We start from the raw sequence: 26,048 nt of genomic DNA on the forward strand, positions 1-26,048 counted from the left end.
GGTTTGAATAACGTCTGACAGAACGCAGCGCTCTTCCTTCAACCCCAGACATAGCATACCCATTACCATGAAAAAGCAACTTTTTAGCCTCGCCCTAGTACTCGGTCTCGCCGCTCCTTTTGCTACCTCTTCCATTGCCGCCGACCTGCGCCCCGCCTCTGGCCACGAACGCCAGGGCCACGACAAAGACCGCCGCAGAGGCGAGCAAAGCGCACAAGACCGCCAGCACCGCTCCGATGAGTTGGCTAAAGAGCTCGGCCTGAGCAGCAAGCAAAAATCCAAGGTGGAGAAAATTTTCCAGGATCAGCAGCAACAAATGCAAGCGCTGCGCAGCAACTCCGGCTCTACCTCTATGGACCGCAGCCAGAAAATGGCCCAGGCCAAACGCATTCGTGAAAGCACCGACAAAAAGCTGAAGGATGTGCTGTCGAAAAAGCAGTATGCTCAGTTTGAGGCCAAGCGCCAGGACCGCATGCGCCAGATGAGCCGCCCTGGTGGCGACCGTCCGGGCCAAGAACGCCGCAGCAGCTACAACGGCCGCAGCTAAACTACTAGCTTGCCCCCGAATCCAAACCGCCCTACCCATTATAAGTGGGTGGGGCGGTTTTTTGTGTGCGGTTTAGCTCCAGCCAAAGGTAGTAAGCCGCGGGCGTGCAGGTTGCTTACGGTGTGGTTTAGCTTAGGCCGCGTAAAGTATTTGCCCTCTGCTACCGACTACCTAGGTATTCCGAGCGTACTTCGGGATAACCACCAGAAAACGTATGCGCAACCCCGTGAAAATTATTGGCCGGCTACTGGGCAGCCTACTTGTGTTATTGTTGGTAGTGGGCGTGGCCTTTGCTAATCTGAGTCCTCAATTCGGGGGCAAACCTACCAAAGCACAACGGGCAGCCTATGCCAAAACCGGGCATTACCTTGACGGCGAATTTCAGAACCTGGTGCCCACTACCCTCATGACGGGCGGCAGCACCCTAGGCTCGTTGTGGCGCTTTGTCTTTGGCAAAACACCCAACTCTAAACCGGCAGCTCCCTTGCCGATGCAGATGCTCGATTCGCTGACCATCACGCAAAAGCCCGCTGACATGGTGCGCGTGACGTGGTTTGGGCACTCGGCGAGCCTAGTAGAAATAGCGGGGAAGAACATCCTGCTCGACCCCATGCTAGGCATGGAGATGGGTCCGATTTCGTGGATAACGCCCAACCGTTACAACCCACACGTGCCTATTCGGGCCGAGCAATTGCCCGCCATTGACGCCGTCCTGATTTCCCACGACCATTATGACCACCTCGACTACCAGACCATCCGGAAGCTCAAGGATAAAACAGCGCACTTTTTTGTACCGCTGGGGGTAGGCGCCCATCTGTTGGCCTGGGGTGTAGCCCCCGAGCGAGTGCAGGAGCTGGACTGGAATCAGGAAGTACAATTGCCGGGGCTTACTATTGTGAGCACGCCGGCGCGCCATTTCTCGGGCCGGGGCCTCACCAACCGCAACTCTACCTCTTGGAGCTCCTGGGTGATAAAATCAGCTGACAAGCGCCTATTCTACAGCGGCGACGGGGGCTATGGACCACACTTCCAGACCATCGGCCAGCAACATGGCCCCTTTGACTTGGCTTTGCTGGAATGCGGCCAGTACGATGCCAACTGGGCCCAGATTCATATGCTGCCTGAGCAAACGGTGCAGGCTGCCCGTGATGTTCAGGCCCGGGTATTTATGCCGGTACATTGGGCTGCCTTCACGGAAGCACACCACGCCTGGAACGACCCAGTGAAACGCGCCTCAGCCGAAGCCAGCCGCCTCGGGCAAGTCATTACTACACCCCGGTTGGGGCAATCCATCATCCTAGGTGCGGGCCCATTGCCGCAGGAACAGTGGTGGCAGTAAGACCCTGCGGCAGGTTTTGCAATAATTTATCAGAGCCGCTGAAACAGCAGTACTACCCCCTCCTGCGGCCGCAACGTCACGAGCGGCACCGATGTTACGGGCGCATCTGAAACCGGGGCTACTGTAAACTGACGCAGCGTTTGGAGCAGAACCAGCTGGATTTCGGTGAGGGCGAAGTGGTTGCCGATGCATAGGCGCGGGCCACCGCCAAAGGGCAGGTAGCCATACGCGGGTACGGGCGGCTCAGCGCCGGCAGCAAACCGCTCCGGCCGAAACACGTCTGGCTCAGGCCACAACCCCGGGTGCCGGTGCATGCCGTAGAGGTACAACGAAAACAGCGTGCCTTTTGGAATTGAGTGCCCCTGAAACTCGTCGTCTTCCAGCGCCACGCGGTCCAGAATCCAGGCCGGTGGATACAGGCGCAGGGTTTCCTGAATCACCTGCATAGAGTAGGGCAAACGTGGCAGCTCTTCAAACTCGGGCGGGCGATTAGTTAGGCTGGCTTCGTCCAGCTCCCGGCGCACATTGGCCGCGGCCTCGGGGTGCATGGCCAGCAGGTAAAACAGCCAGCTGAGGGCATTAGCCGAGGTTTCGTGTCCAGCCAGCAACAGAATGTTTGCCTCATCCACCAATCGGTCTTCGGTCATGGGCTCGCCCGTATCCTCGTAGCGCGCATCCAGTAGCATCTGCAAGAGGTCATCGGGTGGGGTTGTGGGCGCACCAGTACCTAGTCGCTGCCGGATGTAGCCGCGCACTAGCTCGCGTAGCTCTTGGCTTAGCGCATCGTGGCGGCGGTAGCTGCCCGTGCCTTGCAGCCACGGCCGAAGGTACGGCTGCCGAATGGTGCGCACGTAAAACGCCTGAATCTGGGTCAGAATTTTCGACAGCCGGTTGCGTTCCGCATCGTTCATGCTGGTGCCAAACGTAGCTTGCGCAATCACCCGGAACGCTACCCGCGTCATGGCCTCATGAATATCTACCTCGGCGGGTCCGGCAGCCGTGCGTGTGTGCAGTTCCTGGGTCCATTCCTCCGTGGCGGCTTGCATCAGGCGGGTGAGGCTGGCCAGGCGCTGCCGGTGAAATCCCGGCTGAATCAGACGGCGCTGCCGAAGCCAATCGGCGCCTTCATTGGTGAGCAAACCACGGCCAATGTAGCGCACCAACCCATGCGTCAGGTCCGACTTCAGGTAGCGCCGGTGATTTTTCTGGAGAATGTGCTGCACCAGTGCGGGGTCGCGCGTGACATAGCACGCCCGAATTCCGCCCAAATGTAGCCCTAGTGTATCGCCGTACGCCGCGTGCGAGCGGTCAAGATTCCCGATTGGGTCGCGGGCCATGGCTAGCGACGAAAGCAACGTGCGCCACCGCGGCACCCACGGAAAGGGCAACACGGGGGGCTCCGCAGCGGAAGGCAAAGGCGATGACATACGAGTGGTGGGTAGCAAATTCTAAGCAAGGAAATATACGGCAAAAGGCAGATGCCGCCGCCTTTTACATCTTCCCTACTAGGCCTTGGTATAACCCCAAGCTACCTTCTGCCCGTACAGGTCACTAGCCCACTGCGGCTTCCCGATCTTTCCTTAACTCCTAAACCCCGGTTTCTTATGTGGATTCAGCAAAAAAACACCCCTGCCCCGCTTGATGAGCTCCAGGGTCGTACGGTAGGCCTCAAATTTCAGTGCAATCAGTGTGATACCGAGGTATTTACTGACCTGATTGGGGTTCCGGCCGCCGACCACCTAGCCAACTCGATGGAAGATGATGGGCAGTATGAAACCGAGGAAATAAAATGTCCCGGCTGCGAAATGACCCACGAAATCACTGTAAAAAGCACCTTCGACGGCGTACATTTCGATGTATCGGAAGTGAAACCTGATAGCGTTTCGTACCAGGTACAAGCCTAGGCCATTTTGTTAGCCAAACTGCCCGCAAAGCATCACCTGCTTTGATATTACTACAACCAAAAGAGCCGCCTTACTAGGGCGGCTCTTTGGCTTAAGTGGCAGCGTATGGAGCCCTTACTTCTCCCGCTCGATGGTGTAGTTAATTAGTTGCTCCAGTGAGGTGCGCGAGGCTGACTCAGGGAAGGTGCGCAGAATATCCAGGGCCTCGTCGCGGTAGCGCTCCATTACTCCAATGGCGTACTGCAACCCACCCGATTTCTTTACGAAATCAATAACGGCCTGCACTCGGTCTTTGCGACCGTCGTTGTTTTTCACGTTGTAGATCACGCGGCGCTTCGTCAGCCAATCGGCCTGCTGCAGGGCATAAATAAGCGGCAGGGTCATCTTCTTCTCTTTGATATCGATGCCCACTGGCTTGCCGATTTCGTCGGTTCCGAAGTCGAACAAGTCGTCCTTGATCTGGAAAGCCATGCCCACTTTCTCGCCGAAAAGGCGGGCGCGCTCAATTACTTCCTTGTCGGCGCCGGCCGAGGCTGCCCCTACCGCGCAGCAGGAGGCAATTAGGGAAGCTGTTTTCTGACGGATGATATCAAAATACACGTCCTCGGTGATATCGAGGCGACGCGCTTTTTCAATTTGCAGCAGTTCACCTTCGCTCAACTCCTTCACGGCGTTGCTCACAATCTTGAGCAACTCGTAGTCGTCGTTTTCCAGGCTTAGCAAGAGGCCTTTGCTGAGCAGGTAGTCGCCCACGAGCACGGCAATCTTATTTTTCCAGAGCGCATTAATGGAAAAGAAGCCGCGGCGGTAGTTTGATTCATCCACCACGTCGTCGTGCACTAGGGTGGCTGTGTGCAACAACTCAATCAGGGCCGCCCCCCGAAACGAAGCTTCGGGCAACGGGTCGCCGCCGCTAATTTTAGCCGTGAAGAACACGAACATGGGCCGGATTTGCTTGCCCTTGCGCTTCACGATGTAGCCCATGATTTTATCCAGCAGCAACTGCTTGGTTTGCATGGACTGTCGGAATTTCTTCTCGAATTCCTCCATCTCGGCGGCAATAGGCGCCTGTATCTGGTCCAGCGTTACGTTCATGCAGGTGTTTTGGGCGGTGCAATGATACGGGTAAAAGGTGAGGTGGTGAAGCAGAGCCGCCCCGAAATGTTGAGTTTGCTAGCCCAGCAGCACGCCCAAACGTCAGACTGAACCTGCCAGCAAGGGAATAGTTTCTGTTTTCCTGGCTTTGCAGCTTATCTTAGCTGTATGCCGAGCCAGCCTACTTCCGTCGATTTTCTACTTTCCTGCTCCCGTCACAGTCGCCCATTCACGGCCGATGCGCGCTTTATAGCCGATGGAAAACCAAAACCGGTGGTGGTATTTGTGCATGGCTTCAAGGGGTTTAAAGACTGGGGCCACTTCAACTTGCTGGCCGATTATTTTGCCCACCAGGGGTTTGTGTTTGTGAAGCTGAACCTCTCGCATAACGGCCTTGTAGTAGGCGGCAGCGGCGACCTAGAAGACCTGGAGGCTTTCGGCCAAAACAACTTCTCTTTAGAGCTCGACGATATTGGCGCCTTGCTCGATGCCCTCCACGACCCTGAAAAAACCGGCATTCCGGCCCAAGAAACCGATCTTGCTTGCCTGGCCCTAATTGGCCATAGCCGCGGCGGCGGACTAGTGCTGCTCAAGGCAGCCGAAGATGCGCGGGTAAAGGCCGTGGTAACGTGGGCCGCCATCAGCAACGTGAACCCCGGCTGGACCGATGAGCTAATGCAGGCGTGGCAGCAACGAGGCGTGTACCACGTGGAAAACACGCGTACCAAACAACAGTTGCCCCTCTACTTCCAGATTGTGGAAGATTACCACCAAAACCGCCTGCGCCTCGATATTGCCCACAACGTGCGCCGCAAACTACGGAGCCGCCCGCTGCTTATCCTCCACGGCGACCAGGACGAAACCGTGCCCGTCACCCGCGCCCAGGAGCTGAAGCAGTGGAAACCTGATGCCGAGCTCGTGATTCTGCCAGAAGTAACGCACAACTTCGGCGGTGGCCACCCCTGGCCAGCCGATGACTTGCCCGCCGAAGCCAAGCTAGCCGCCGAAGAAACGGTAGCCTTCCTTCGCCGCGTTCTTTAACTCTATGCCTATAGCTTACCTTTTACTCGGCTCGAACCTCGGCGACCGTATTGCTATTTTACAGGAAGCCGTGCAGTACTTGACAGCAGAAGCGGGCCCCTTGGTAGCAGCTTCCGGTCTGTATGAAACCGCCGCTTGGGGCCTAGAAGATCAGCCGGCTTTCCTGAACCAGGCACTGGCTCTGCACACCTCCCTCCCGCCAGAAGCGCTGCTGCACGTGTGCCTGCACACGGAGCAGTTGGCCGGGCGCGAACGGCTAATCCGGTGGGGCGCCCGCACGCTCGATGTCGACATCCTCTTTTACGATGACCAAGTACTCACTACCGAGCGCTTGACGGTGCCTCACCCGCGGCTACCCGAGCGGCGCTTCGTACTGGTGCCCCTGGCGGAAATTGCACCGGATCTTGTGCATCCGGTGTTGAACTGCACTGTGGCTCAGTTGCTAAATGACTGTGAGGATAAGTTGCCAGTACGGCTTCTGAGAAATTGAGACCCTAGTAAAACCAAAACGGGCCGTGCTACAACTACAGCACGGCCCGTTTTGGGTCTCTAAAAAAACACTAGCCCTACACTGTGGCTGAACTTACAGCCGCTTCGGGGGCAATTTTCTTGACGAGGCCTTGCAGCACTTTACCGGGTCCACATTCCACAAACTCAGTGGCGCCATCTTGCACCATACGTTGCACAATCTGCGTCCAGCGAACCGGAGCCGTGAGCTGGCGCACCAGGTTTTCGCGGATTTCGTCGGGGTCAGTGTGCGGCGCGGCATCCACATTCTGGTACACGGGGCAAATGCCTGCCGAGAAAGTGGTAGCCGCAATGGCTGCCGCCAGGGCTGCCTCCGCCGACTGCATCAGGGGCGAGTGGAAAGCGCCACCGACTGGCAGTGGCAAGGCCCGCTTGGCGCCGGCCGCTTTCAGCTGCTCACACGCCAACTCAATGCCGCGCTGTGAGCCGGATACTACTAGCTGGCCGGGGCAGTTGTAATTAGCCGCTACTACGGCGTTGCCGCCGGCCGAAATTTCCTCGCAGATGCGGGCAGTAGTGGCATCATCGAGACCCAAAATGGCAGCCATGGTACCAGGCTGCTCCAGGCAGGCCGCTTGCATAGCCTGCGCCCGCTGGGCTACTAGCCGTAGGGCATCTTCAAACTTTAGGACCTTGGCCGCCACCAGCGCCGAAAACTCGCCTAGCGAATGCCCAGCTACCATAGCGGGCTTCAGGTCAGGTACAACAGCGGCTAGGGCAACAGAATGCAGGAAGATAGCGGGCTGGGTTACGTCGGTACGGCGCAGGTCTTCTTCCGAGCCGCTAAACATTACGTCGGTAAGCGAGAAGCCCAGGATGTCGTTGGCTTGGTCCATCAGGCGTTTCGCCTCGGGGTGCTGCTCATACAACTCGCGACCCATGCCGCTGAACTGGCTTCCTTGGCCAGGAAAAACAACTGCTTTCATTCTCTGGAGGTTAAACTCGTAAGGTGGGATACTAGGTACTTTTCGCCCCGAAAGTGGCGCGGAGCGAGCCGGATGCTCGAGGCTGCAAGCTGCATAAAACGCTTTGGATGCCCAAAGAGCCGCCCGGTTGGCGCACTGTTTCAGGCCCGAAATATAAGACCCCAAAACACAACAGGACGGCTCCTTCCGGAACCGTCCTGTTACTAGTCTGATAGGACTTTGGCCTGAGTACTAGGCTAGCGGTTAATCTGAACCCACCCTTTGAAGGTGCGCTTGGTGCGGTTTACGTCAGCAAACTCCACTTCGGCCAGGTAGTAATACATACCCTCTGATACTTTGCCGCTAGAGCCGGAATCATCACCAGTGCCACCGCCGGTCCAGTTGATGAGCGGGTCTTTGTCGCTTTCGTACACCTTAGTACCCCACCGGTTGAATATTTTCACTGTGGTGCGCTGAATGGGGCTAAACACCTTGGGCCGGAACGTGTCATTCTTGCCGTCGCCGTTAGGCGTGAAAACGTTTGGAAGCAGGAATAGCAGGCAATTGTCTTTGCATTCTTTGTTGCTCAGGGCACTAACTGCTCCATTCACATCAATGGCCTGCACAGCATAGCAACCCGCGGCGCTCGTTAGCCCCTGATGGGCATAGCTGGTTTGAGTACCCGGCAAGCGCGTCAGCTCCCGCAGTGGCTCGGTGTCGTTGGGCGCGTAGAACAGGATATAGGACGTAATGTCACGGCTACAGTCGGCGGTAGGCTGGCTGCTTAAGGTCCAGCTGAGGTAGTTGGTAAATACCTCTCCGCCAGCAGGTGTAGCAGGCAGCTCAAACAAGCGGCTGGCCAAACTGTCGCAGTTGGTAGGCTTCAGTGTAAGCACGGGCGTACAAGGCACTGGCTGCAACGACACGCATTGCTCCTGGCTCAGGTTAATCAGCGAGTCGGGCAAGCTGATATCGTAAGTGCCATTCGTTTTAACGTAATAGCAGTAGGTTTTGCCCAGGGTCAAGGGGCGCGCCGTGGTTCCGCGGTCAGTAAACTCGCCAGCCGTGGTGGTGCCGGTTACTTTCGCAACGGGTACAAACGTACCACCTGGCTCGCGCCGGTAAATGGTTGTGGGCCGCTGCGAGTTGTCCCACGGCACGTTGTACGTCCAGGTTACACCAATGGAGTTGGTCAGCGGATTGGGGGTAGCGGTAACGCGCACGCTAGAAGCCGGACCTGCCGTTTCTACAATTTCGGCGCCACCGGGCACTGAGGCACTGTAAAACTCTAGCCGGTAGGAATACGCATTTTCTGTAGTGTTCAGGCCCGTATTTACAAACGAAGTCTGATCCAGATTGGTGGTAGTAAACACCTGCTGGAAATCGGTTGTGGCCGGGTTCTGACCTAGTGCGCGGAACAGGCGGTAGCCAGAAGGCGCATTAAAGCCAGAAGTAGACGTGGGCTTCGTCCAGCGCACTGTAATCTGACCGTTAGCTGCATCCGTACGGTCGACCGTTACGTTGGTCAGGCGGGCAGGAGTGCCAGTCAGTGACAAGCACGCTTCGTTGGAGGCAATGCTTTGGCCGCCAGCGGGGCGAGCAAACTGCACATAAATGCGGTAGCAGTAGTTCTTTCCTCTATCAAGTCCCCGGCCATTGTTATCATCCAGGAAAGTGCGACTGCCAACTCCAACGGTACCAATTTGCACATAGCCACGGGAGGCTGGTATCCCGGTTTCGCAAACGTCCGGCGTCCAGCCACTAGGTCCTTCGCGCCGGTAAATCAGGATCTGAGCCCCCGGATTCTGGCAGGCATAACTGTCCCAGTCGAGGCGGCCGGTATTGCCTATGGGCGTAACCCGTAGGTTTTGCGGGGCCGGTCCAATTACCCGAATCCTTAAAGTTCGCTGATCAATAAGTGGTGTTGTGGTACACGCCGGCTGGTCGGTAGCCTTAAAGAGTACCTGATGCGGCTCCGAGCGAATATCGGTGCAGGTCGGGGTCCAGTTGAAGGTGCCCTGGGCCGTAGGCGGACCGGACGAGTTACGCACAAAGGTTGCCGGCGGAAACATGCCGCCGAAGGCCTCCAGCAACACAGGGTTATTATCCGGATCGGTAGCCGTTATAATAGTAGGAGGAATAGGCGTTCCGGCAATCACGCACAACTCAGGCGGCACCGTAATGGTAGGCCGCAGGTTAGTAGCCTGCGTAACCGTAATCTGCATATCCCGCACTACCTCGCCAATAAGGCGCGGTCGGGCCCCTGGTATTCGTCGCCATTCCTCCACTATAAAGGCCACATTGTACTCTCCTGTCTGTTCCGGAGAGTTCCACACAATTTGCCCCGTAATCGGGTCTTGCTGGAAGATGGCGGCCGCGTTCGGCTGACCTACGGGCGGTCCAACATACGGCACCTGCACTGCCCGAAATGAAGGGTCATCGGGGTACCGGAAGCCGGTGGCAGTAGAGGCTATAGTGCTATTACCGTTTACAATTGCCCGCTGGCTGGTCCGGAGCCGGAAGGCTAGGGAGTCGCCGTCTGCATCAGAGGCCGCGGGATTGTGCAAAAACACCTGGCGCCGGCCTGCTCTATCTACTGCAGGCGCATTTAGCACAGGTGAGCGGTTTACCCCCAGCAGTGGGTCAATAGTAATGCGGGTTGAAATATAGAATGACTCGTTGATAGAGTTGGTGAGGTTGACTACCCCTCCCACCCGGTTTACATCCAGATAACTTACTAAGTAAGAACCAGGTGCATTATACGTGTGTTCAAAGTAATATACGTTTCTGAGAATACCTGTAGTAGTGCCTGGGCCGCAGTTTAAGGTTACAGGCGTGCTTTTGACAACTTTCGTGGTCTGGGAGGTATTATCACCAAAATAGAGCGTTGCCTCGGGAGCATCTGCAATGCCTTGTCCTACCCCAATATAGAGCACCAACTTAAAGAATATCCGCCGTGGATTACGGGCTGCAGTCGTATCCGTTTTGGCCTGGATGTCGCCGGCCCGAAGGTGCGTAGCCTGCGCTTCGGGAGTTACGCCCAGCCAGGCTGTTAGAAATAAAAGCCCAATCAGCACAAGGCGGAATGGGCGATTAAGTAGCGAAATATTCATAAAGTCAATGTCTTACTAAGCGGAAGGAGAACGAGGGAGAGGAAGTTCAGCAAAAACCGGACGAGAACCTAACAAAAAGCAAGGCCTCTCGGTTAGGATTTGGCACAAGGTACTAACGGAGTTGGCCAGCTATAGATTCACTCTAACGCGAAAGGCTTATTCAGATTGTTTCCTACTAGGTTGGGGCCTACCTTTGGCTGGTACAACCGACCTACCCACACCCTTTAGTAGCTCTCTATGAGTTGGATTACAAAAACCTTTTCCAGCAGTATCGGCCGTAAAATTATTATGGCCGTTACCGGTCTATTTCTCTGCACTTTCCTGGTAGTTCACCTGGTAGGTAATTTGCAGTTATTTAATGCAGACAATGGGGCGGCATTCAATGCCTACTCAGAGTTTATGGGCCATAACCCTCTTATCAGGACAATGGAAATTGTACTGGTCTTGGGCTTTGGTTTTCACATTTACGAGGGCCTGGCACTAGCTGCAAAAAACCGCGCAGCTCGTGGTGTTCAAGGCTACGTATCCGACCACATTGAGCAGAACAGTTCCTGGCACTCGCGCAGCATGGCTATGCTTGGTTCTATTGTGCTTTTCTTCCTGATTGTACACTTGTACAATTTCTTCGGCTCTCTGCGCTTCACGGACGTTCCGCGCGATGCAAACGGTAACGAAGATGCCTATGCCTTGGTGCTGTCGGCGTTCAAAAACCCATTCTATGTGGCGCTGTATGTGGTAGGCCAAGTTGCCCTGCTCTACCACTTGCTACACGGCTTCAGCAGCGCCTTCCAAACGCTGGGCCTCACCCACCGCAAGTATACGCCTGCTATTAAGCTAGTAGGCTACGGGTTTTCGATCATCGTGTGCGCCGCTTTTGCCGCCATGCCGATCTACTTCTACTTCTTTAAATAAGTCCTAAACTCGACCGCCGATGTTTCCGGATTCCAAAATTCCCGAAGGCCCTCTAGCCGAAAAATGGGACAAGCACAAGTTCAACGTTAAGCTCGTAAACCCTGCTAACAAGCGGAAATACGACATTATCGTGGTAGGCACTGGCTTGGCCGGGGCTTCGGCTGCTGCCTCATTGGCTGAGTTGGGCTACAACGTAAAAGCCTTCACGTATCACGATTCTCCTCGTCGCGCCCACTCCATTGCCGCGCAGGGAGGTATCAATGCCGCTAAAAACTACCAGAACGACGGTGACTCCGTGCATCGTTTGTTTTATGACACCATTAAAGGTGGTGACTACCGCGCCCGTGAAGCCAACGTGTATCGTCTGGCCCAGGTATCAGTAAATATCATTGACCAGTGCGTAGCCCAAGGTGTTCCTTTTGCCCGGGAATATGGCGGACTGCTGGCGAACCGCTCGTTTGGTGGCGCACAGGTAAGCCGCACGTTCTATGCCCGCGGCCAGACCGGACAGCAGCTCTTGCTAGGTGCTTACTCTGCCCTATCCCGTCAGGTAGCATATGGCAAGGTGAAGCTCTACACCCGCTCCGAAATGTTGGACTTGGTGGTTGTAGATGGCCAAGCCCGCGGCATCATCACGCGCAACCTGATTACAGGTGAAATAGAGCAGCACGCAGCTCACGCCGTGGTACTGGCTACTGGTGGCTACGGCAACGTATTCTACCTAAGCACGAACGCCAAATATTGCAACGTAACGGCTCCGTGGCGCGCCCACAAGAAAGGCGCCTACTTCGCTAACCCCTGCTTTACCCAGATTCACCCTACCTGTATCCCGGTTTCGGGCGACTACCAGTCGAAACTGACGTTGATGTCGGAGTCGCTGCGTAACGACGGCCGCGTATGGGTGCCGGCCACCAAAGAAATGGCTGAGCGCCTGCGTGCCGGCCAGATTCGGGTGCAGGACATTCCAGAAGAAGAGCGCGACTACTTCCTGGAGCGCAAGTATCCTGCTTTTGGCAACCTAGTACCCCGCGACGTAGCCTCGCGCAATGCCAAGCAGATGTGCGACGAAGGTCGGGGCGTAGGCTCCTCGGGGCTAGCTGTGTACCTCGATTTTGCCGATATCATTAAGCGAACCGGTGCTGATTCGGTAGCGCAAAAGTATGGTAACCTGTTCGATATGTACGCCAAAATCACTGGCGAAAACCCATACGAGCAGCCGATGCGCATTTACCCAGCCGTACACTATACCATGGGAGGCCTGTGGGTTGACTACAACCTGCAAACTACTATCCCAGGTCTGTATGCAACCGGTGAGTGCAACTTCTCTGACCACGGTGCAAACCGCCTAGGAGCCTCGGCTCTGATGCAGGGCCTGGCTGATGGCTACTTTGTAATCCCATACACCATTGGTGATTACTTGGCCCAGACGCCGCCAAAGCCTGTTACGACCGAACACCCTGCTTTCAAAGAAGCTGAGGCTGAAGTGAATGCTCGGGTACAGAAGCTGTTGAGCATCAACGGTACGCGTACTCCCGATGACTTCCACAAGGCTTTGGGCCACATCATGTGGGAATACTGCGGAATGGCGCGTACGGCCCCAGGTCTGGAATTCGCCAAGGCGGAGATTCAGAAGCTTCGTCGTGAGTTCTGGAGCGACCTAAAGCTGGTTGGTACCGAAACCGAAATGAACCAGGCACTGGAGAAGGCTGGCCGTGTTGCCGACTTCCTGGAGCTAGGTGAACTGATGGTGGACGACGCCTACGCCCGCAATGAAAGCTGCGGTGGTCACTTCCGCGAGGAATATCAGACGCCAGAAGGCGAAGCCCTTCGTGATGACGAGAACTTTGCGTACGTAGCTGCTTGGCAGTACACAGGCGATAATCAGCCTGAAATCCTGAACAAGGAAGAGCTTCGGTTCGAAAACGTGAAGCTTACCCAGCGCAGCTATAAGTAGTAGCGAAAAGAAAGTAGGGAGCAGCCACCTAGATTTTGCTCTCTACCTCGCTACCCAACCCTCACTACTCAATACCTTTGAAATAAAATGGCTGGAAGTAACCCCAATGCCAAACCGATGGATCTCACGCTGAAAGTGTGGCGGCAGAAAAACCGCACCACGGCCGGGCGCATCGTTGATTACCAGGTAAAGGACATTTCTCCGGATATGTCGTTCCTGGAAATGCTGGACGTACTGAACGAAGACTTGTTGCGTAGCGGTGAAGAGCCGGTAGCTTTCGACCATGACTGCCGTGAGGGCATTTGTGGCTCGTGCAACCTGTTTATTAATGGCCGGGCGCACGGCCCGGAGGCTGGCACTACTACCTGCCAGCTTCACATGCGCAAGTTCAATGACGGTGACACCATCACCATTGAGCCTTGGCGTGCCACTGCCTTCCCGGTTAATAAAGACCTGAGCGTAGACCGCTCTGCTTTTGACCGGATTATTCAGGCAGGTGGCTATATATCTGTAAATACCGGTGGCACTCCTGACGCCAACGAAATTCCAATTCCGAAGGAAATTGCAGACCGTGCATTTGAAGCGGCTACCTGCATTGCCTGTGGTGCCTGCGTTGCTTCCTGCAAAAATGCCTCTGCTATGCTGTTCGTTTCGGCGAAAGTTTCCCAGCTGGCGCTGCTGCCCCAGGGTCATGTAGAGCGCAAGTCGCGCGTGGAAAACATGGTAGCGCAAATGGACAAAGAAGGTTTTGGCGCCTGCACCAACATCGGCTCCTGCGCCGCAGAATGCCCAGTGGGCATTTCGCTGGAAAACATTGCCATCCTGAACCGCGAATTCCTGTCGGCCAAGGCTACCTCGAATAACCTAGCATAGTCACAGGGAGTAACCTGTTGACACTTTATAAAAGGCGAAACGGACTTCCGTTTCGCCTTTTTTTGTTTTTCGCGTTGCAGAACGAAACCTGAGCCGTGCTGATTAGTTGTCTGCTGGCATCGTATTCATATCCAATCGCACACACCTCCTGATGATAACCGTCATTGCCGGAACCAACCGGCCAAACTCCCGCGCTCGGCGCGTAGCTGACTTGTATACCCGTTTGCTCGCCGAGCATGGGGTAGCGTCGCAGATGCTGGACCTGAAAGAATTGCCCCTTGATTTTACTACCTCTGCCCTGTATGCCAACACCGGCCAGCATGCGCAGTTCAACCACCTCGTAGCCTTAGCCGAAAGCGCCGATAAGCTGGTGTTTGTGGTTCCGGAATACAACTGCTCGTTTCCGGGCGTGCTAAAGGCGTTTATTGACGGCCTACCCTACCCAGGCGGTATACGCGGCAAAAAGGCCGCCCTAGTAGGCCTAAGCAGCGGAGGCCAAGGTGGCTTGCTCCCGCTCAACCACCTCACCGATGTGCTGATGTACCTTGGTACTGCCGTACTGCCTCAGCGCGTACGGTTACCCTTTATTGACAAACACCTGACATCAGATGGGCAACTTACAGAGCCTCTTTACTTGGAGGTACTTCGGGAACAGGTAACGCATTTACTGGCCTTCTAACAGTTTACTACCCTAGTAGTGCCTAAGCGTTAGGTAACTTACAGAGGGAGAAAATTTCAGGTTGCGAAGAATAAAGTATATTTCCAGCACGATATTAGAAGGTAGTTGCTTTGCCAGACTCACGTTACGAATCCCTGTTCGTTAACCACTGGAACAACGGATTCCTTTACCACCATCTTTTGCTTACTAGACACCCTAGGTGCAGCGTATCTGAAGACTGTGACATTCCTGCTCGTTATCATGCGCGTCTTCAGCCTATTTCTTATCCTTGGTCTCCTTGCTTCGGCCTGTACCCTTACTCCCCGGCGTTCAACGAAAGGTGGTGGCCTGAACCCTGATCGGGAATTGGCTGAACCAGCAGTTTTACCCTCCGATACGCTGCCTCCGGAACAGGCCTCCCCCACCGACTCCATTCCGGCTAAACGCCCTTGAACTTAAAACGCCCCTTCAGCTAGCTGAAGGGGCGTTTTGTTGTACTAGGTTATGTAGGAGGTTACACTCTGTTTGATGCTGGACTAGTCCACGTTGTCGTGCAAAAAGCGGTTATCACCTAGCAGTTCATTGTCATCCGAGAGGTTGAAGCGGCTAATGTTTTGCTCCGAAGAGGGCACTACATTCTCCAGCTTCACCTGCCGACGCAAATAGGCTGGAGTTTCCAACTGATCCTTCATAGCGTCATTGGTGAGGCCATTGCTTAGGGCCTGCAGCCGCTGACGGCGCTCCTCTGCGCGAGCATCAAGTGATGGGCGCGGTAGAGTATGATGCGTTACGGACGGCTGTGGTGCCACTGAGGGCGCTGCCACGGGCTGCTGCTGATAAAGCACCGGGTCTGGGGCTGGCGCGGATGGCGCGGATACTACTGGCGGCACGTAACCAATAGGAGCCGGCGACGTTTCCAGGTCAAACTTTACCGGCTGTGGCTCCGGAGTAGGCGCTGCTACAGGCGTTCCGAATGTTGGAATGGCCGGAGCATCCTGGCGCTCCTTGTCAAAGATATTGATTTGAGGATCGGGCTGTGATGGAGCCGACTCAGGCTCTGAGCCACGCGCAATAACGTTGGTGATATTGTGCGCGTCGCGGGCGAAACCAGTGGCAATAACAGTTACCCGAATGCTCTGACCTAGGGTTGGGTCGATACCGTGACCGAAGATAACCTCCGCGTTCTGACCCGCTTTGTCTTGGATGTACTCCGTGATTTCAGTGAGTTCATCCATTTCCAGCTCGGCCTGGTCGCCTGACATGATGCTGAGCAGAATTTTCTGCGCCCCATGAATGTCCGTATTGTTCAGCAACGGCGAGGCCAGCGCCTCTTCAGCGGAGCGCTTAGCGCGGTTTTCACCTTCTGTGATGCTGCTACCCATAACGGCTGCGCCCGAGTCCTTCATGACGGTTTTCACGTCTTCAAAGTCCACGTTTACATCGGCCGTTACCGTAATGATTTCGGCAATGGATTTGGCAGCCGTACTAAGCACGTTATCCGCCTTAGCGAAAGCCGAGCGAATAGGCAGGTTGCCATAGATTTCGCGCAGCTTATCGTTAAGAATCACGAGCACCGTGTCGCAGTTGTCGCTCAGCTCCTTGATGCCTTGCTCTGCCTGCTGGCGCTTCTTCTTGCCTTCAAACATAAAGGGCGCCGTCACGATGCCAACCGTGAGGATACCTAGCTCCTTGGCAACCTTAGCAATAACCGGTGCAGCACCGGTACCGGTACCGCCACCCATACCAGCCGTAATGAACACCATTTTGGTGCCATTGCTGAGCAGCTCCCGAATTTGCTCGCGGCTTTCAATGGCAGCTTGCTTACCCCGTTCAGGGTTAGCACCAGCACCCAGCCCTTCGGTCAGATCGGCGCCTATTTGCAGTCGGTTGGGCACCGTAGAAGACGCCAAAGCCTGCTTATCGGTGTTGCAAATGACGAATTCCACGTCCTTGATGCCCTGGCTGAACATGTGGTTCACGGCATTGGAGCCGCCTCCTCCCACGCCAATCACCTTAATGATTGACTTGGACTGCGCCGGAATATCGAAAGTATAGTTCATGAGTTGGGTTCTTGGGGTCTTAGGATTCTGGAGTCTGGGTACTAGGGGCTTCAGGCGGGGTAAGCGTAGAGGATGCTTGAAAAACGCCGCTTGAAGCCCCAAAGACCCCAATCACCTAGTATTGCTTGTCGTCGAAGTCATCGATGAGTAGCCCTTTCGTACGGCTGATGATCTTCTGGAAAAAGTCGCCGGCCCCTGACGATTTCTTGGGCTGCTCAGCTGCGGCCTGATGTGCTGGCTGCGCTTGCGGTTGTGGGGCTACCGGCTGAGCGGCTACCGGCGCAGGCGTGGCCCGAACCTCGGGAGCTGCCGCACGGTAGTAATTCTGCTCGGGCTCTTCATAGCCACGCTGCGCAATACGGTCATCGATGGAGCGGTAGCCCGCCAGCACCAAGCCGACAGTAGTAGCATACATCGGCGACTTAACTGCCTCAATCTTGCTCTTGCCCAAGTGCTCGTTCGGGTAGCCGATGCGGGTATCCATACCGGTTACATACTCAGCTAACTGCACCAAGTTCTGGAGCTGCGAGCCGCCACCGGTCAGCACGATGCCGGCCGCTAGCTTATCCTGGAAGCCCAAGCGCTGAATCTCAGCGTACACGAGCTCAATGATTTCCTCCATCCGGGCCTCAATGATGTAGGCCAAGTTTTTCAGAGAAATCTCCTTAGGTGCCCGGTCACGCAAGCCCGGAATGCTTACGATTTCATATTCCGAAGCTTCCTCAGCAATGGCTTTACCGAACTTCACTTTGAGCTGCTCGGCTTGGTTTTGCATTACCAAGCAGCCTTGCTTGATATCTGACGTGATGATGTTGCCGCCAAACGGGAGCACCGCGGCATGCCGGATGATGCCGTCTTTGAAGATAGCCAGGTCAGTGGTGCCGCCGCCGATATCAATCAGCGCCACACCAGCTTCCTTTTCCTCATCACTCAGCACCGACATGCTCGAAGCCAGCGGCTCCAGAATCAGGTTGTCGATTTCCAGGCCGGCTTTTGTTACGCACTTATTGATGTTGTTGATAGCCGTGCTCTGGGCAGTGATGATGTGGAAATTGCCCTCCAACCGTACACCCGACATCCCCACTGGGTCCAGAATACCTTCCTCGTAGTCTACCTTGTAATCCTGCGGCATTACATGGATAATTTCCGAGCCGGGCGGCGTCACCAGCCGATACATATCGTTGGTCAGGCGGTTCACATCGTCCACGGTAATTTCCGTTTCGGCAGAAGCGCGCGTGATGCTGCCATTGTGCTGCAGGCTCTTGATGTGCTGCCCAGCAATGCCCACATTCACTACCCCAATGTTGATACCCGACTGCTCCTCGGCCTGGCGGATGGCTTTCTTGATGGCGTCCACCGTCTTGTCGATATTCGACACAATGCCGCGCACTACCCCCTCCGACACAGCTTTACCCATGCCCAAAATTTCGAGCTTGCCAAACTCGTTCTTACGCCCTACCAAGGCGCAGATTTTGGTGGTGCCAATGTCGAGACCGACTACAATTTTATCATGTTGCATGGGAGGGGGAAGCGAGAGGGTTGCGGTTGATTGCAGGAAGAAAGGGTGCTAATTCGCTTTAAGGTAGCGTTTTAGACGGATAATTTTATTCGCAAATAATCTGATCCTTGAACTCGACATTAACCCGGTGGTAGGTATCCCAGCCGAGAACAGGAGGAATCTGCCGGTAAAATACCATCAGTTTCGCAAATTTTTCCGAAATATTCTCAGGAAAGCCAAATTCTATGCGTTGGTCGCCTACTTGTTGGGTAAAAGAAAGCTTCCCGTTAGCGCCTACAAATACTTCGGCTACCTGGGCCCGCCAGAAAGGTTTTTCGTCGATGTAGCGCAAAAACTCGAGGTAGCGCTGACCGGTGCTGTCCCGGAAAAACTCCTGCGACAACGGCTGACCATTCAGGCGGGAGATAGGAACTACCCGCGCCGTGAACAGCGGCGACAGCGGCAGGCGGTAGCCATCAGCATCGAGGTAGCTATCCTGGCGGGAATCCGGGTGCACGAGGCGCGCAATAGGGCGGTTCTGGCGTACGTCAGCATGGAGGTTGCCGGCCAAGTCGCGGTACACTTGGGCATCTTTTACAAAGCTGTGCGCCTTCAAGCGGGCCTCCAACGACTTTAGGTCCACGTCGGCAGGGTCGGTGCCTTCCAGGCGGTCTTCGCCCTGCCGGGTAAGCAGGCTAGTTACTTCCCGCTCGCTGATAAAGAAGTTGTTGAACTCGTTGCTGATGGAAACAATGACGCCGCCCACAGGCCGATTGGCCTGCCGCACGGCAGCGAATGCGCCTAGCCCCACGAGCAGCAACAAGCAGCTCGTGGCAAACAACAAATTATTGGCTTTACGCTTCAGCTCCATTCCAGCGAATATTCAAAATATTCCTTAACCGTGGTACTAGTTGATCAATGTCGCCGGCTCCGACAGTGGCTAATACGTCAAAATTCGCATTGGTTTCGACATAATGCAAAATTTCTTCTCTCGTCTGCAGTGATTTTTGGGGTGCCGTTATTTGGGATAAAATTAACTCCGAGGTTACGCCAGGCATCGGCAGCTCCCGCGCCGGATAGATGTCGAGCATCACGACTTCATCGGCAAGACTCAGGCTTTCAGCGAATCCCGGAGCAAAATCGCGAGTGCGGCTAAACAAGTGAGGCTGGAAAATGACGCGCAGCTGGCGGCCCGGATACAACGCCCGCAGAGAACGAAGAAACGCCTCAATTTCGCGTGGATGATGGGCGTAATCATCCACATATACCTTGGGTTGCTCCGGCGTACCAGCCGTTAGGATAAACTCAAAGCGACGCTTCACGCCCCGGTACGCTGCTACGGCGGCGGTAAGCTGCTCTGGCGTGAGCCCATATAGCTGCGCTACGCAGGCCGCTGCCAGCATATTCTCTACGTTATGATAGCCGGGCACCGCTAGCTCCAGCCCAGTTACTAGCCCCTGCGGACCGTGCAAGGCAAACTGAAACTGGTGGCCTACGGCGGTGATATCCGAAGCATACAGTTCAGGACCTTGCTCCAGAGAAAGGCCGTAACGAATCACGCGCACGCCAGCCGGCACAGCGGCCGCCACGCTGGGGTCGGCGGTGTGATTAATGATGAGGGTACCGCCGGGCTTGATCTGGCCTACAAACTGCCGGAACGACTCTACCAACGCCTCCTTGTGACCATAGATATCGAGGTGGTCGGCGTCGGTACTTGTGACGATGGCCACATCAGGAAACAGGGTCAGAAAGCTTCGGTCGTACTCGTCGGCCTCTACCACTACGGGTATTTGCTCGGGCGCCGTCAGGTGGCTTTCGGTGGCCGCAGGGGGTAGCAGCAGGTTGGAGCCCAGGTTAACGGATATACCGCCCAAGAAAGCGGCGGAAGGCACGCCGGCATGGTGCAGCAGGTGCGCTACCATACTGCTGGTGGTGGTTTTTCCGTGAGTACCTGCTACCGCAATGGTGGGGCGGCCGGCCGTAAGCAGGCCTAACACTTGGCTGCGCTTGCGAATATCGTAGCCCTGCTCCCGCAGCCAAGCCCACTCCTTATGGTCTTTGGGAATGGCTGGGGTCAGCACAACCAGCGTTTGGGCACGGTTAGCCTGTACTTCGGCCGGAATGTTGGTTACCGCATCCTCGTAGTGCACGACTATGCCTTCGGCGGCCAGGGCTTCGGTGAGCGGCGTGGGGGTTTTGTCGTAGCCACTCACTGAGTGACCGTTCGCCCGGAACCACCGCGCCAGCGCCGACATGCCAATGCCACCGATACCAAGAAAGAAGACGTGGGGAAAAGCAGCTACGGGGTTCAAGTCAACGGTAAGTTAGAAATTTAAAAGCAGGAATCAGCGGGCCAGTTGCGAAGTATTTACTAGGTCAGAAAGCCTCTTTAACCACTAGCTAGCGCGTCGGCTGCATTAGTTTCAGCAGCTCATCTACAATAGTAGCGGTGGCGTTGGGGTAGGCCAGCTGCCTGATGTTAGCGGTAAGCTGTTGTTGTTGGGTCGGGTTGTTCAGCAGGTTCAGGGCTTCGGTATAAAGGCTACTAGCTGCCTCCGCGTCCCGAACCAGTAACGCGGCATTATGCTGAGTAAGCGCTAGGGCATTCTTAGTCTGATGATCTTCGGCTACGTTAGGCGAGGGCACCAGAATACTAGGCTTGCCCGTAAGGCAAAGCTCCGATACTGACAAGGCACCGGCCCGGCTAATCACTACATCAGCTGCCGCATATGCTAGGTCCATGCGGCGCACAAATTCCAGCGCCAGCAGATTATCCTGATCATAAGGAGCCGCCTGCTTTTCAGCTTCCGGGAAATACGCTTTGCCGGTTTGCCAGAGCAGTTGCACGCCCGCTTCGCGTAGTCGCGGTAGGGCGGCGGCGGTAGCCTGGTTGAGTGTGCGGGCTCCTAGGCTCCCTCCTATTACCAACAACACGGGCCGGTCGGGCTGCAATCCGAAAAACGCCAGGGCCTCGGCGCGCTGTCCGTCGGCAATTTCTGCGCGGACGGGGTTACCGGTAAGCACCAGCCGCTCCGGCGGAAAGAATTTCTCCATGCCTTGGTACGCCACACAAATGCGCTGCACCCGCTTAGCCAGCAGTTTGTTCACCAAGCCCGCGTAAGAGTTCTGCTCCTGAATCAGGGCCGGAATTCCGCGCGAGGTGGCCGCCATAAGCACCGGAGCGGAAGCATATCCCCCTACCCCTACCACGGCATCAGGCCGAAACTCTTCCAGGATTTTGCCGGCTTTGCGCACAGCGCGCATCACCCTGATCGGAAACAGCAGGTTCTGGGCGGAAAGGCTGCGCTGCAGGCCCGAAATATCGAGCCCGACAATGCGGTAGCCCGCCTCCGGAACCCGGGTCATTTCCATGCGGCCATTAGCACCCACAAACAGGATTTCTGCCTCGGGGTAACGGCGACGCACTTCATTGGCAATGGCTACTGCCGGAAAAATGTGCCCGCCGGTGCCGCCGCCGCTGATAATTAACTTCATGTACTTACGTGGTGGATTCGTGTGTTTGGGTTCTGGTGGCTAGGCTGTAGGCGTTTGCTAGGGGTAGCAACGCCCGCAACCATCACCCACAGGCTGCAGCTCCAGTTAGGCGTATTGCGACACCCGCGGAATTCGGGCGGTGTCTTCGGGCTCGCCGGCCATCGGACGGATTTCCCGTTCGCCCCGGCTTACCGCCAGAATAATCCCGATGCTGATACCAGTGAAAATCAAGGAAGTACCACCCATGCTCAGCAGCGGCAGCGGCAAACCTGTAATCGGACCTAGGCCCACGGCGACACCCATATTTACCATGGCCTGCAACACCAAACTGAAACTCAGTCCCGCCGAAAGCAGGCCGCCAAAGGCGCCATAACTGTTTATCACCGTTTTCAGACCTCGATAGAGGAAGGCCAGATAAAGAAATAACACCACTACCCCTCCAAACAGGCCATACTCCTCTATAATGATGGCATAGATGAAGTCGGAGTATGGGTGGGGCATGATGTTGCGCTCGGTGCTTTTGCCAGGGCCTTTCCCGAACAAGCCGCCCGTGGCCTCCGCAATGTAAGCGTGCTCCAGCTGGAAGGGTACGGGTTTGCTTTTATCGGTGAAGCTCTCGATGCGGGAAATAACCGTTTTGTAGCGCTGGCCCGCCGTCAGGCCCACGCCGCCGACCACCACGCCAATGATAACCATCACCACCATCTGCTTCAGCGGCACCCGCCCTATAAACATCAAAAGCAGGCACGTAGCAAACAGCAGCAGCGCTGTAGAGGCGTTCGAGAGAATAATCAGACCGCATATAACGCCCACCCACAGCATAACCGGCAGCAGCGTGGTCTTGAAATCATCGACGTGCTGCTGGCGGCGGCTGAGCATGGAGGCTAGGTGCGAAATCAGGGCCAGCTTGGCTAAGTCAGAGGGCTGGAAGGTTTGGTTGATAACCGGAATGGTCAGCCAACGCGAAGCCTCGTTGATGTTCGAGCCCATCACGAACGTGAAAATCAGCAGGGGCACCGAAATCAGGAGGGCATACAGGGAAAGCCGCGAGTAGTAGCGGTAGTCGATGCGGTGCGCCAGCCACATAAAGAACAGGCCCACGAAAATCAGACTGGTGTGCTTAAACAGGAAGTACTCTGTGTTGCCGCCCATTTTCTTGTAGGCCAGCGTACCCGTAGCCGAGTACACCACCGCAATGGAAATAAACGAAAACAGCAGCACGATGCCCCACAGCACGGGGTCACCCTTCAGATTTTGCCGCAGCCAATTGGTAACAGGATCCATACGGTGAAATGATGAGAGGATGAAAGGGTATCGGGCGGGCCGTGGTCGGCGGCTAAAACAGTTTGGTCCGTTGCCGGACCTAGTAAGCTGGCTTGTTCTGGAGGGCAGCTACGGCGTCGGCAAACTGCCGGCCCCGGTCTTCGTAGTTTTTGAACAGGTCGAAGGAAGCGCAGGCCGGAGAAAGCAGCACCACATCGCCGGGCGAGGCAAGTGCGGCGGCCCGCTGTACGGCTGCTTCCATGCTCTGAGTTTCTTCAATATGGGAAATTACGCTGGCAAAGCTGGTTTTCAGCTTTTCATTATCAACACCCAGGCACACTAGGGCTTTCACGCTAGAGTCGGCTAGAGGTAGTAGGCTGGTGTAGTCGTTGCCCTTGTCGGTGCCGCCCGCAATCCAGACGATGGGTTGCGTTATGCCATCCAGAGCATACCAGGCGGCTTCCACGTTGGTGGCTTTGCTGTCGTTGATAAAGCGTACACCGTTTAGTTCACCTACCAGTTGCAGGCGATGGTCGGCGTTGCGGAACGTTTGGAGACTAGCCTCGATCTGCTCCTTCTCGATGCCCACCACCCGGGCGCACAGTACGGCGGCCAGCGTGTTCTGGCGGTTGTGTTGGCCAATTAGCACGGAGCGGGCCGTACTGATTTCCTCGGTTTCGCTGTAGTAGCCGGGCTGCATATCCACGCAGAGCCGGTCTTCACTTGAGTAGTAGCCGGCCAACTGGTAGTCGGGGCGTTTGTGCAGGCTAAAGGGCAACTGCTGCATAGAGCGCAGCGCCGCCGGAAAATACCGCTGAATGTACTCGTCGTCGGCGTTATAAATAAAGTAGCCGTTACTATCCTGGTTCTGGGTGATGCGCAGCTTGGCTTTGGCGTAATTTTCCATCGAGTACCCGTACCGGTCGAGGTGGTCGGGGGTGATGTTGAGCAGCACTGAAATCCAGGCTTGAAAACGATACGTGTCATCCAGCTGAAAAGAGCTCAGCTCCACCACGTAGTAATCGTTTTCATCGGCAATAACCTGCTCGGCCAGTGAGTAACCCACATTGCCGGCCAGGCCCACTTTCAGCCCCGCTTCTTTCAGCAAGTGATAAGTGAGCAGCGTGGTAGTGGTTTTGCCATTGGTGCCCGTAATGCAGATGCACTTGGCTTTGGTGTAACGGCCGGCCAGCTCAATTTCCGAGATAACGGGCGTACCCATTTCCCGTAGCGCCTGAATAACCGGCGCTTTCTCCGGAATGCCGGGGCTTTTCACCACCTCATCGGCCGTCAGAATCTCTTCCAGGGTGTGCTGGCCTTCCTCGAACGGAATACCTGCCTGCGTTAACTTCTCCTTATAGGAGTCCTGAATTGGTCCGCGGTCCGATACAAACACGGTGTAGCCTTTGGCCTGCGCCAGCAACGCGGCCCCTACCCCACTTTCCGCGGCTCCCAGAACAACTATTTTCTTAGACATAGAAAGGTACGTGCTTGTGTATCAGATGAGCGCCGACGGTTGAGACCGGGAAGGAGCCTAGCGAAGTTTCAGGGTTACGAGCGTGAGCACGGCTAGCATGATGGCGACAATCCAGAAGCGCGACACGATTTTCGACTCGTGGTAGCCTAGTTTCTGGTAGTGGTGGTGCAGCGGCGACATGCGCAGCAAACGGCGGCCTTCGCCGTATTTGCGCTTGGTATATTTGAAGTAGCTTACCTGTACCATTACCGAGAGGCTTTCAATCAGGAACACGCCGCACAGCACCGGAATCAGGAGCTCTTTGCGCACAATGATGGCCAGCACGGCAATGATGCCGCCAATGGCCAAAGAGCCGGTGTCGCCCATAAAAACCTGGGCCGGATACGAGTTGTACCACAAAAACCCAACGCACGCCCCCACAAACGCCGCACAGAAGATTACCAGCTCGCCGGAGTTCGGGATGAACATCACGTCGAAGTAGTCGGCCAGCAGGGCGTTACCACTTACAAAGCAGAAGATGGCTAGCGTGAGGCCGATGATGGCCGAAGTACCAGCGGCCAGGCCATCGAGGCCGTCGGTGAGGTTGGCGCCGTTGCTTACTGCCGTGATGATCAGAATGACAATGGGGATGTAGAAGAAGGCGTAGTACTCGTTGAAAAACGAACCGGCCGTGGCAAACAGGTCGCCGTAGTTCAGCTCATTGTTTTTCAGGAAGGGCACCGTGGTAATCATCAGCTTCACATCCTGATATACGCCGCTGGCATCTACGGCCGAAAACGAGCCGTTGGGCAGCGCGTATTGGCGCACGGTTACATCATTCGAGAAAAACAGCACCCAGCCCACCGTGATGCCCAGCCCTACCTGTCCCAGAATCTTGAACCGACCGGCTAGGCCTTCCTTATCCTTCTTAACTACCTTAATATAGTCATCGATAAAGCCGATCAGGCCCAGCCACACGGTGCTGAGCAGCATCAGAACGATGTACAGGTTATCAAGCTTGGCGAATAGCAGCACGGGCACCAGAATGGCCAGCAGAATAATCAGGCCGCCCATAGTGGGGGTGCCTTTCTTCTCAGCCTGGCCCTGCAAGCCCAGGTCCCGGATGGTCTCCCCGATTTGCTGGCGCTGCAACACCCGAATAAGTGGGGCGCCAAAGTACTGGGCAATGATAAGCGAAGTAACTACCGCCAGGGCGGCCCGGAATGAGCTATACTGAATCACACCCGCGCCAGGAATGTGAAAGTGCCGATTAAGGTAGTCAAAGAGGTAATACAGCATGGGCGCGGGGGTCAGCAGTTAGGATTCAGAGGTAGTCCAAGCTGCAAAGGTTTCGTTTTTTGTGTGTTGGTCCAACGTTGTGTTTCTGCTGATTTTGGATTATTCAGC

21 protein-coding genes are annotated in these 26,048 nt (G+C 55.7%); 9 read left to right on the forward strand and 12 right to left on the reverse strand.

What is annotated here, in order from left to right:
• Positions 1-67: 67 nt before the first annotated feature.
• Together ACYVHC_RS04625 and ACYVHC_RS04630 are read left to right on the forward strand one after the other, a co-directional pair.
• Positions 68-547: a hypothetical protein gene (locus ACYVHC_RS04625; protein ID WP_460612493.1), complete on the forward strand. Its 480-nt coding sequence runs from the start codon at positions 68-70 to the stop codon at positions 545-547.
• 214 nt (positions 548-761) lie between these two features.
• Entirely contained in the window at positions 762-1,886 is a 1,125-nt protein-coding gene (locus tag ACYVHC_RS04630; protein ID WP_460612494.1) for an MBL fold metallo-hydrolase, read from the forward strand.
• A gap of 29 nt (positions 1,887-1,915) precedes the next feature.
• Here the strand turns inward: ACYVHC_RS04630 and ACYVHC_RS04635 are convergent, their stop codons facing one another.
• Positions 1,916-3,313, reverse strand: coding sequence for a cytochrome P450 (locus ACYVHC_RS04635; protein ID WP_460612495.1), 1,398 nt, complete (start codon positions 3,311-3,313; stop codon positions 1,916-1,918).
• Between the two features lie 177 nt (positions 3,314-3,490).
• Here ACYVHC_RS04635 and ACYVHC_RS04640 point away from each other — a divergent pair, with 177 nt between their 5' ends.
• Positions 3,491-3,790, forward strand: coding sequence for a hypothetical protein (locus ACYVHC_RS04640; protein ID WP_460612496.1), 300 nt, complete (start codon positions 3,491-3,493; stop codon positions 3,788-3,790).
• Positions 3,791-3,904: 114 nt separating this feature from the next.
• Here ACYVHC_RS04640 and ACYVHC_RS04645 read toward each other — a convergent pair whose 3' ends face one another.
• Complete coding sequence (locus ACYVHC_RS04645) at positions 3,905-4,885, reverse strand: polyprenyl synthetase family protein (RefSeq protein ID WP_460612497.1); 981 nt, start codon at positions 4,883-4,885, stop codon at positions 3,905-3,907.
• Positions 4,886-5,053: 168 nt separating this feature from the next.
• Here ACYVHC_RS04645 and ACYVHC_RS04650 point away from each other — a divergent pair, with 168 nt between their 5' ends.
• Both ACYVHC_RS04650 and folK read left to right on the forward strand, forming a co-directional pair.
• Positions 5,054-5,926, forward strand: coding sequence for an alpha/beta hydrolase family protein (locus ACYVHC_RS04650; protein ID WP_460612498.1), 873 nt, complete (start codon positions 5,054-5,056; stop codon positions 5,924-5,926).
• Between the two features lie 4 nt (positions 5,927-5,930).
• The gene (gene folK / locus ACYVHC_RS04655; protein ID WP_460612499.1) at positions 5,931-6,416 is read left to right on the forward strand and encodes a 2-amino-4-hydroxy-6-hydroxymethyldihydropteridine diphosphokinase; all 486 of its coding nucleotides are present in this window, start codon (positions 5,931-5,933) and stop codon (positions 6,414-6,416) included.
• 76 nt (positions 6,417-6,492) lie between these two features.
• Here the strand turns inward: folK and fabD are convergent, their stop codons facing one another.
• Entirely contained in the window at positions 6,493-7,380 is an 888-nt protein-coding gene (gene fabD / locus ACYVHC_RS04660; RefSeq protein WP_460612500.1) for an ACP S-malonyltransferase, read from the reverse strand.
• A gap of 236 nt (positions 7,381-7,616) precedes the next feature.
• The gene (locus ACYVHC_RS04665; protein WP_460612501.1) at positions 7,617-10,472 is read right to left on the reverse strand and encodes a T9SS type B sorting domain-containing protein; all 2,856 of its coding nucleotides are present in this window, start codon (positions 10,470-10,472) and stop codon (positions 7,617-7,619) included.
• A gap of 237 nt (positions 10,473-10,709) precedes the next feature.
• On the opposite strand from ACYVHC_RS04665, the gene ACYVHC_RS04670 reads away from it, so the two are divergent.
• From ACYVHC_RS04670 to ACYVHC_RS04685, 4 genes are all read left to right on the forward strand, one after another.
• On the forward strand, positions 10,710-11,384 hold the full coding sequence (locus ACYVHC_RS04670) for a succinate dehydrogenase cytochrome b subunit (RefSeq protein ID WP_460612502.1): 675 nt from the start codon (positions 10,710-10,712) through the stop codon (positions 11,382-11,384).
• 19 nt (positions 11,385-11,403) lie between these two features.
• Positions 11,404-13,338 carry a fumarate reductase/succinate dehydrogenase flavoprotein subunit gene (locus tag ACYVHC_RS04675; protein WP_460612503.1) on the forward strand — a complete coding sequence of 645 codons (1,935 nt, stop codon included), beginning with the start codon at positions 11,404-11,406 and terminating at the stop codon, positions 13,336-13,338.
• Positions 13,339-13,455: 117 nt separating this feature from the next.
• Positions 13,456-14,211, forward strand: coding sequence for a succinate dehydrogenase/fumarate reductase iron-sulfur subunit (locus ACYVHC_RS04680; protein ID WP_460613130.1), 756 nt, complete (start codon positions 13,456-13,458; stop codon positions 14,209-14,211).
• A gap of 151 nt (positions 14,212-14,362) precedes the next feature.
• Complete coding sequence (locus tag ACYVHC_RS04685) at positions 14,363-14,890, forward strand: NADPH-dependent FMN reductase (protein WP_460612504.1); 528 nt, start codon at positions 14,363-14,365, stop codon at positions 14,888-14,890.
• 515 nt (positions 14,891-15,405) lie between these two features.
• Here the strand turns inward: ACYVHC_RS04685 and ftsZ are convergent.
• The 8 genes from ftsZ to mraY form a co-directional block, all read right to left on the reverse strand.
• On the reverse strand, positions 15,406-16,929 hold the full coding sequence (gene ftsZ / locus ACYVHC_RS04690; RefSeq protein WP_460612505.1) for a cell division protein FtsZ: 1,524 nt from the start codon (positions 16,927-16,929) through the stop codon (positions 15,406-15,408).
• 115 nt (positions 16,930-17,044) lie between these two features.
• Positions 17,045-18,448, reverse strand: coding sequence for a cell division protein FtsA (gene ftsA / locus ACYVHC_RS04695; RefSeq protein WP_460612506.1), 1,404 nt, complete (start codon positions 18,446-18,448; stop codon positions 17,045-17,047).
• Between the two features lie 85 nt (positions 18,449-18,533).
• Positions 18,534-19,298 carry a cell division protein FtsQ/DivIB gene (locus tag ACYVHC_RS04700; RefSeq protein WP_460612507.1) on the reverse strand — a complete coding sequence of 255 codons (765 nt, stop codon included), beginning with the start codon at positions 19,296-19,298 and terminating at the stop codon, positions 18,534-18,536.
• Complete coding sequence (gene murC / locus ACYVHC_RS04705; protein WP_460612508.1) at positions 19,282-20,739, reverse strand: UDP-N-acetylmuramate--L-alanine ligase; 1,458 nt, start codon at positions 20,737-20,739, stop codon at positions 19,282-19,284. The genes ACYVHC_RS04700 and murC overlap by 17 nt, the downstream gene beginning before the upstream one ends.
• Before the next feature lie 88 nt (positions 20,740-20,827).
• Positions 20,828-21,922, reverse strand: a complete 1,095-nt coding sequence (murG, locus tag ACYVHC_RS04710) for a UDP-N-acetylglucosamine--N-acetylmuramyl-(pentapeptide) pyrophosphoryl-undecaprenol N-acetylglucosamine transferase (protein ID WP_460612509.1) — start codon at positions 21,920-21,922, stop codon at positions 20,828-20,830.
• Between the two features lie 105 nt (positions 21,923-22,027).
• Positions 22,028-23,206: an FtsW/RodA/SpoVE family cell cycle protein gene (locus ACYVHC_RS04715; RefSeq protein WP_460612510.1), complete on the reverse strand. Its 1,179-nt coding sequence runs from the start codon at positions 23,204-23,206 to the stop codon at positions 22,028-22,030.
• Positions 23,207-23,285: 79 nt separating this feature from the next.
• The gene (gene murD, locus ACYVHC_RS04720; protein WP_460612511.1) at positions 23,286-24,662 is read right to left on the reverse strand and encodes a Mur ligase family protein; all 1,377 of its coding nucleotides are present in this window, start codon (positions 24,660-24,662) and stop codon (positions 23,286-23,288) included.
• 57 nt (positions 24,663-24,719) lie between these two features.
• Positions 24,720-25,940: a phospho-N-acetylmuramoyl-pentapeptide-transferase gene (mraY, locus tag ACYVHC_RS04725; RefSeq protein ID WP_460612512.1), complete on the reverse strand. Its 1,221-nt coding sequence runs from the start codon at positions 25,938-25,940 to the stop codon at positions 24,720-24,722.
• Positions 25,941-26,048: the final 108 nt, after the last annotated feature.

Source organism: Hymenobacter seoulensis (assembly GCF_054780535.1).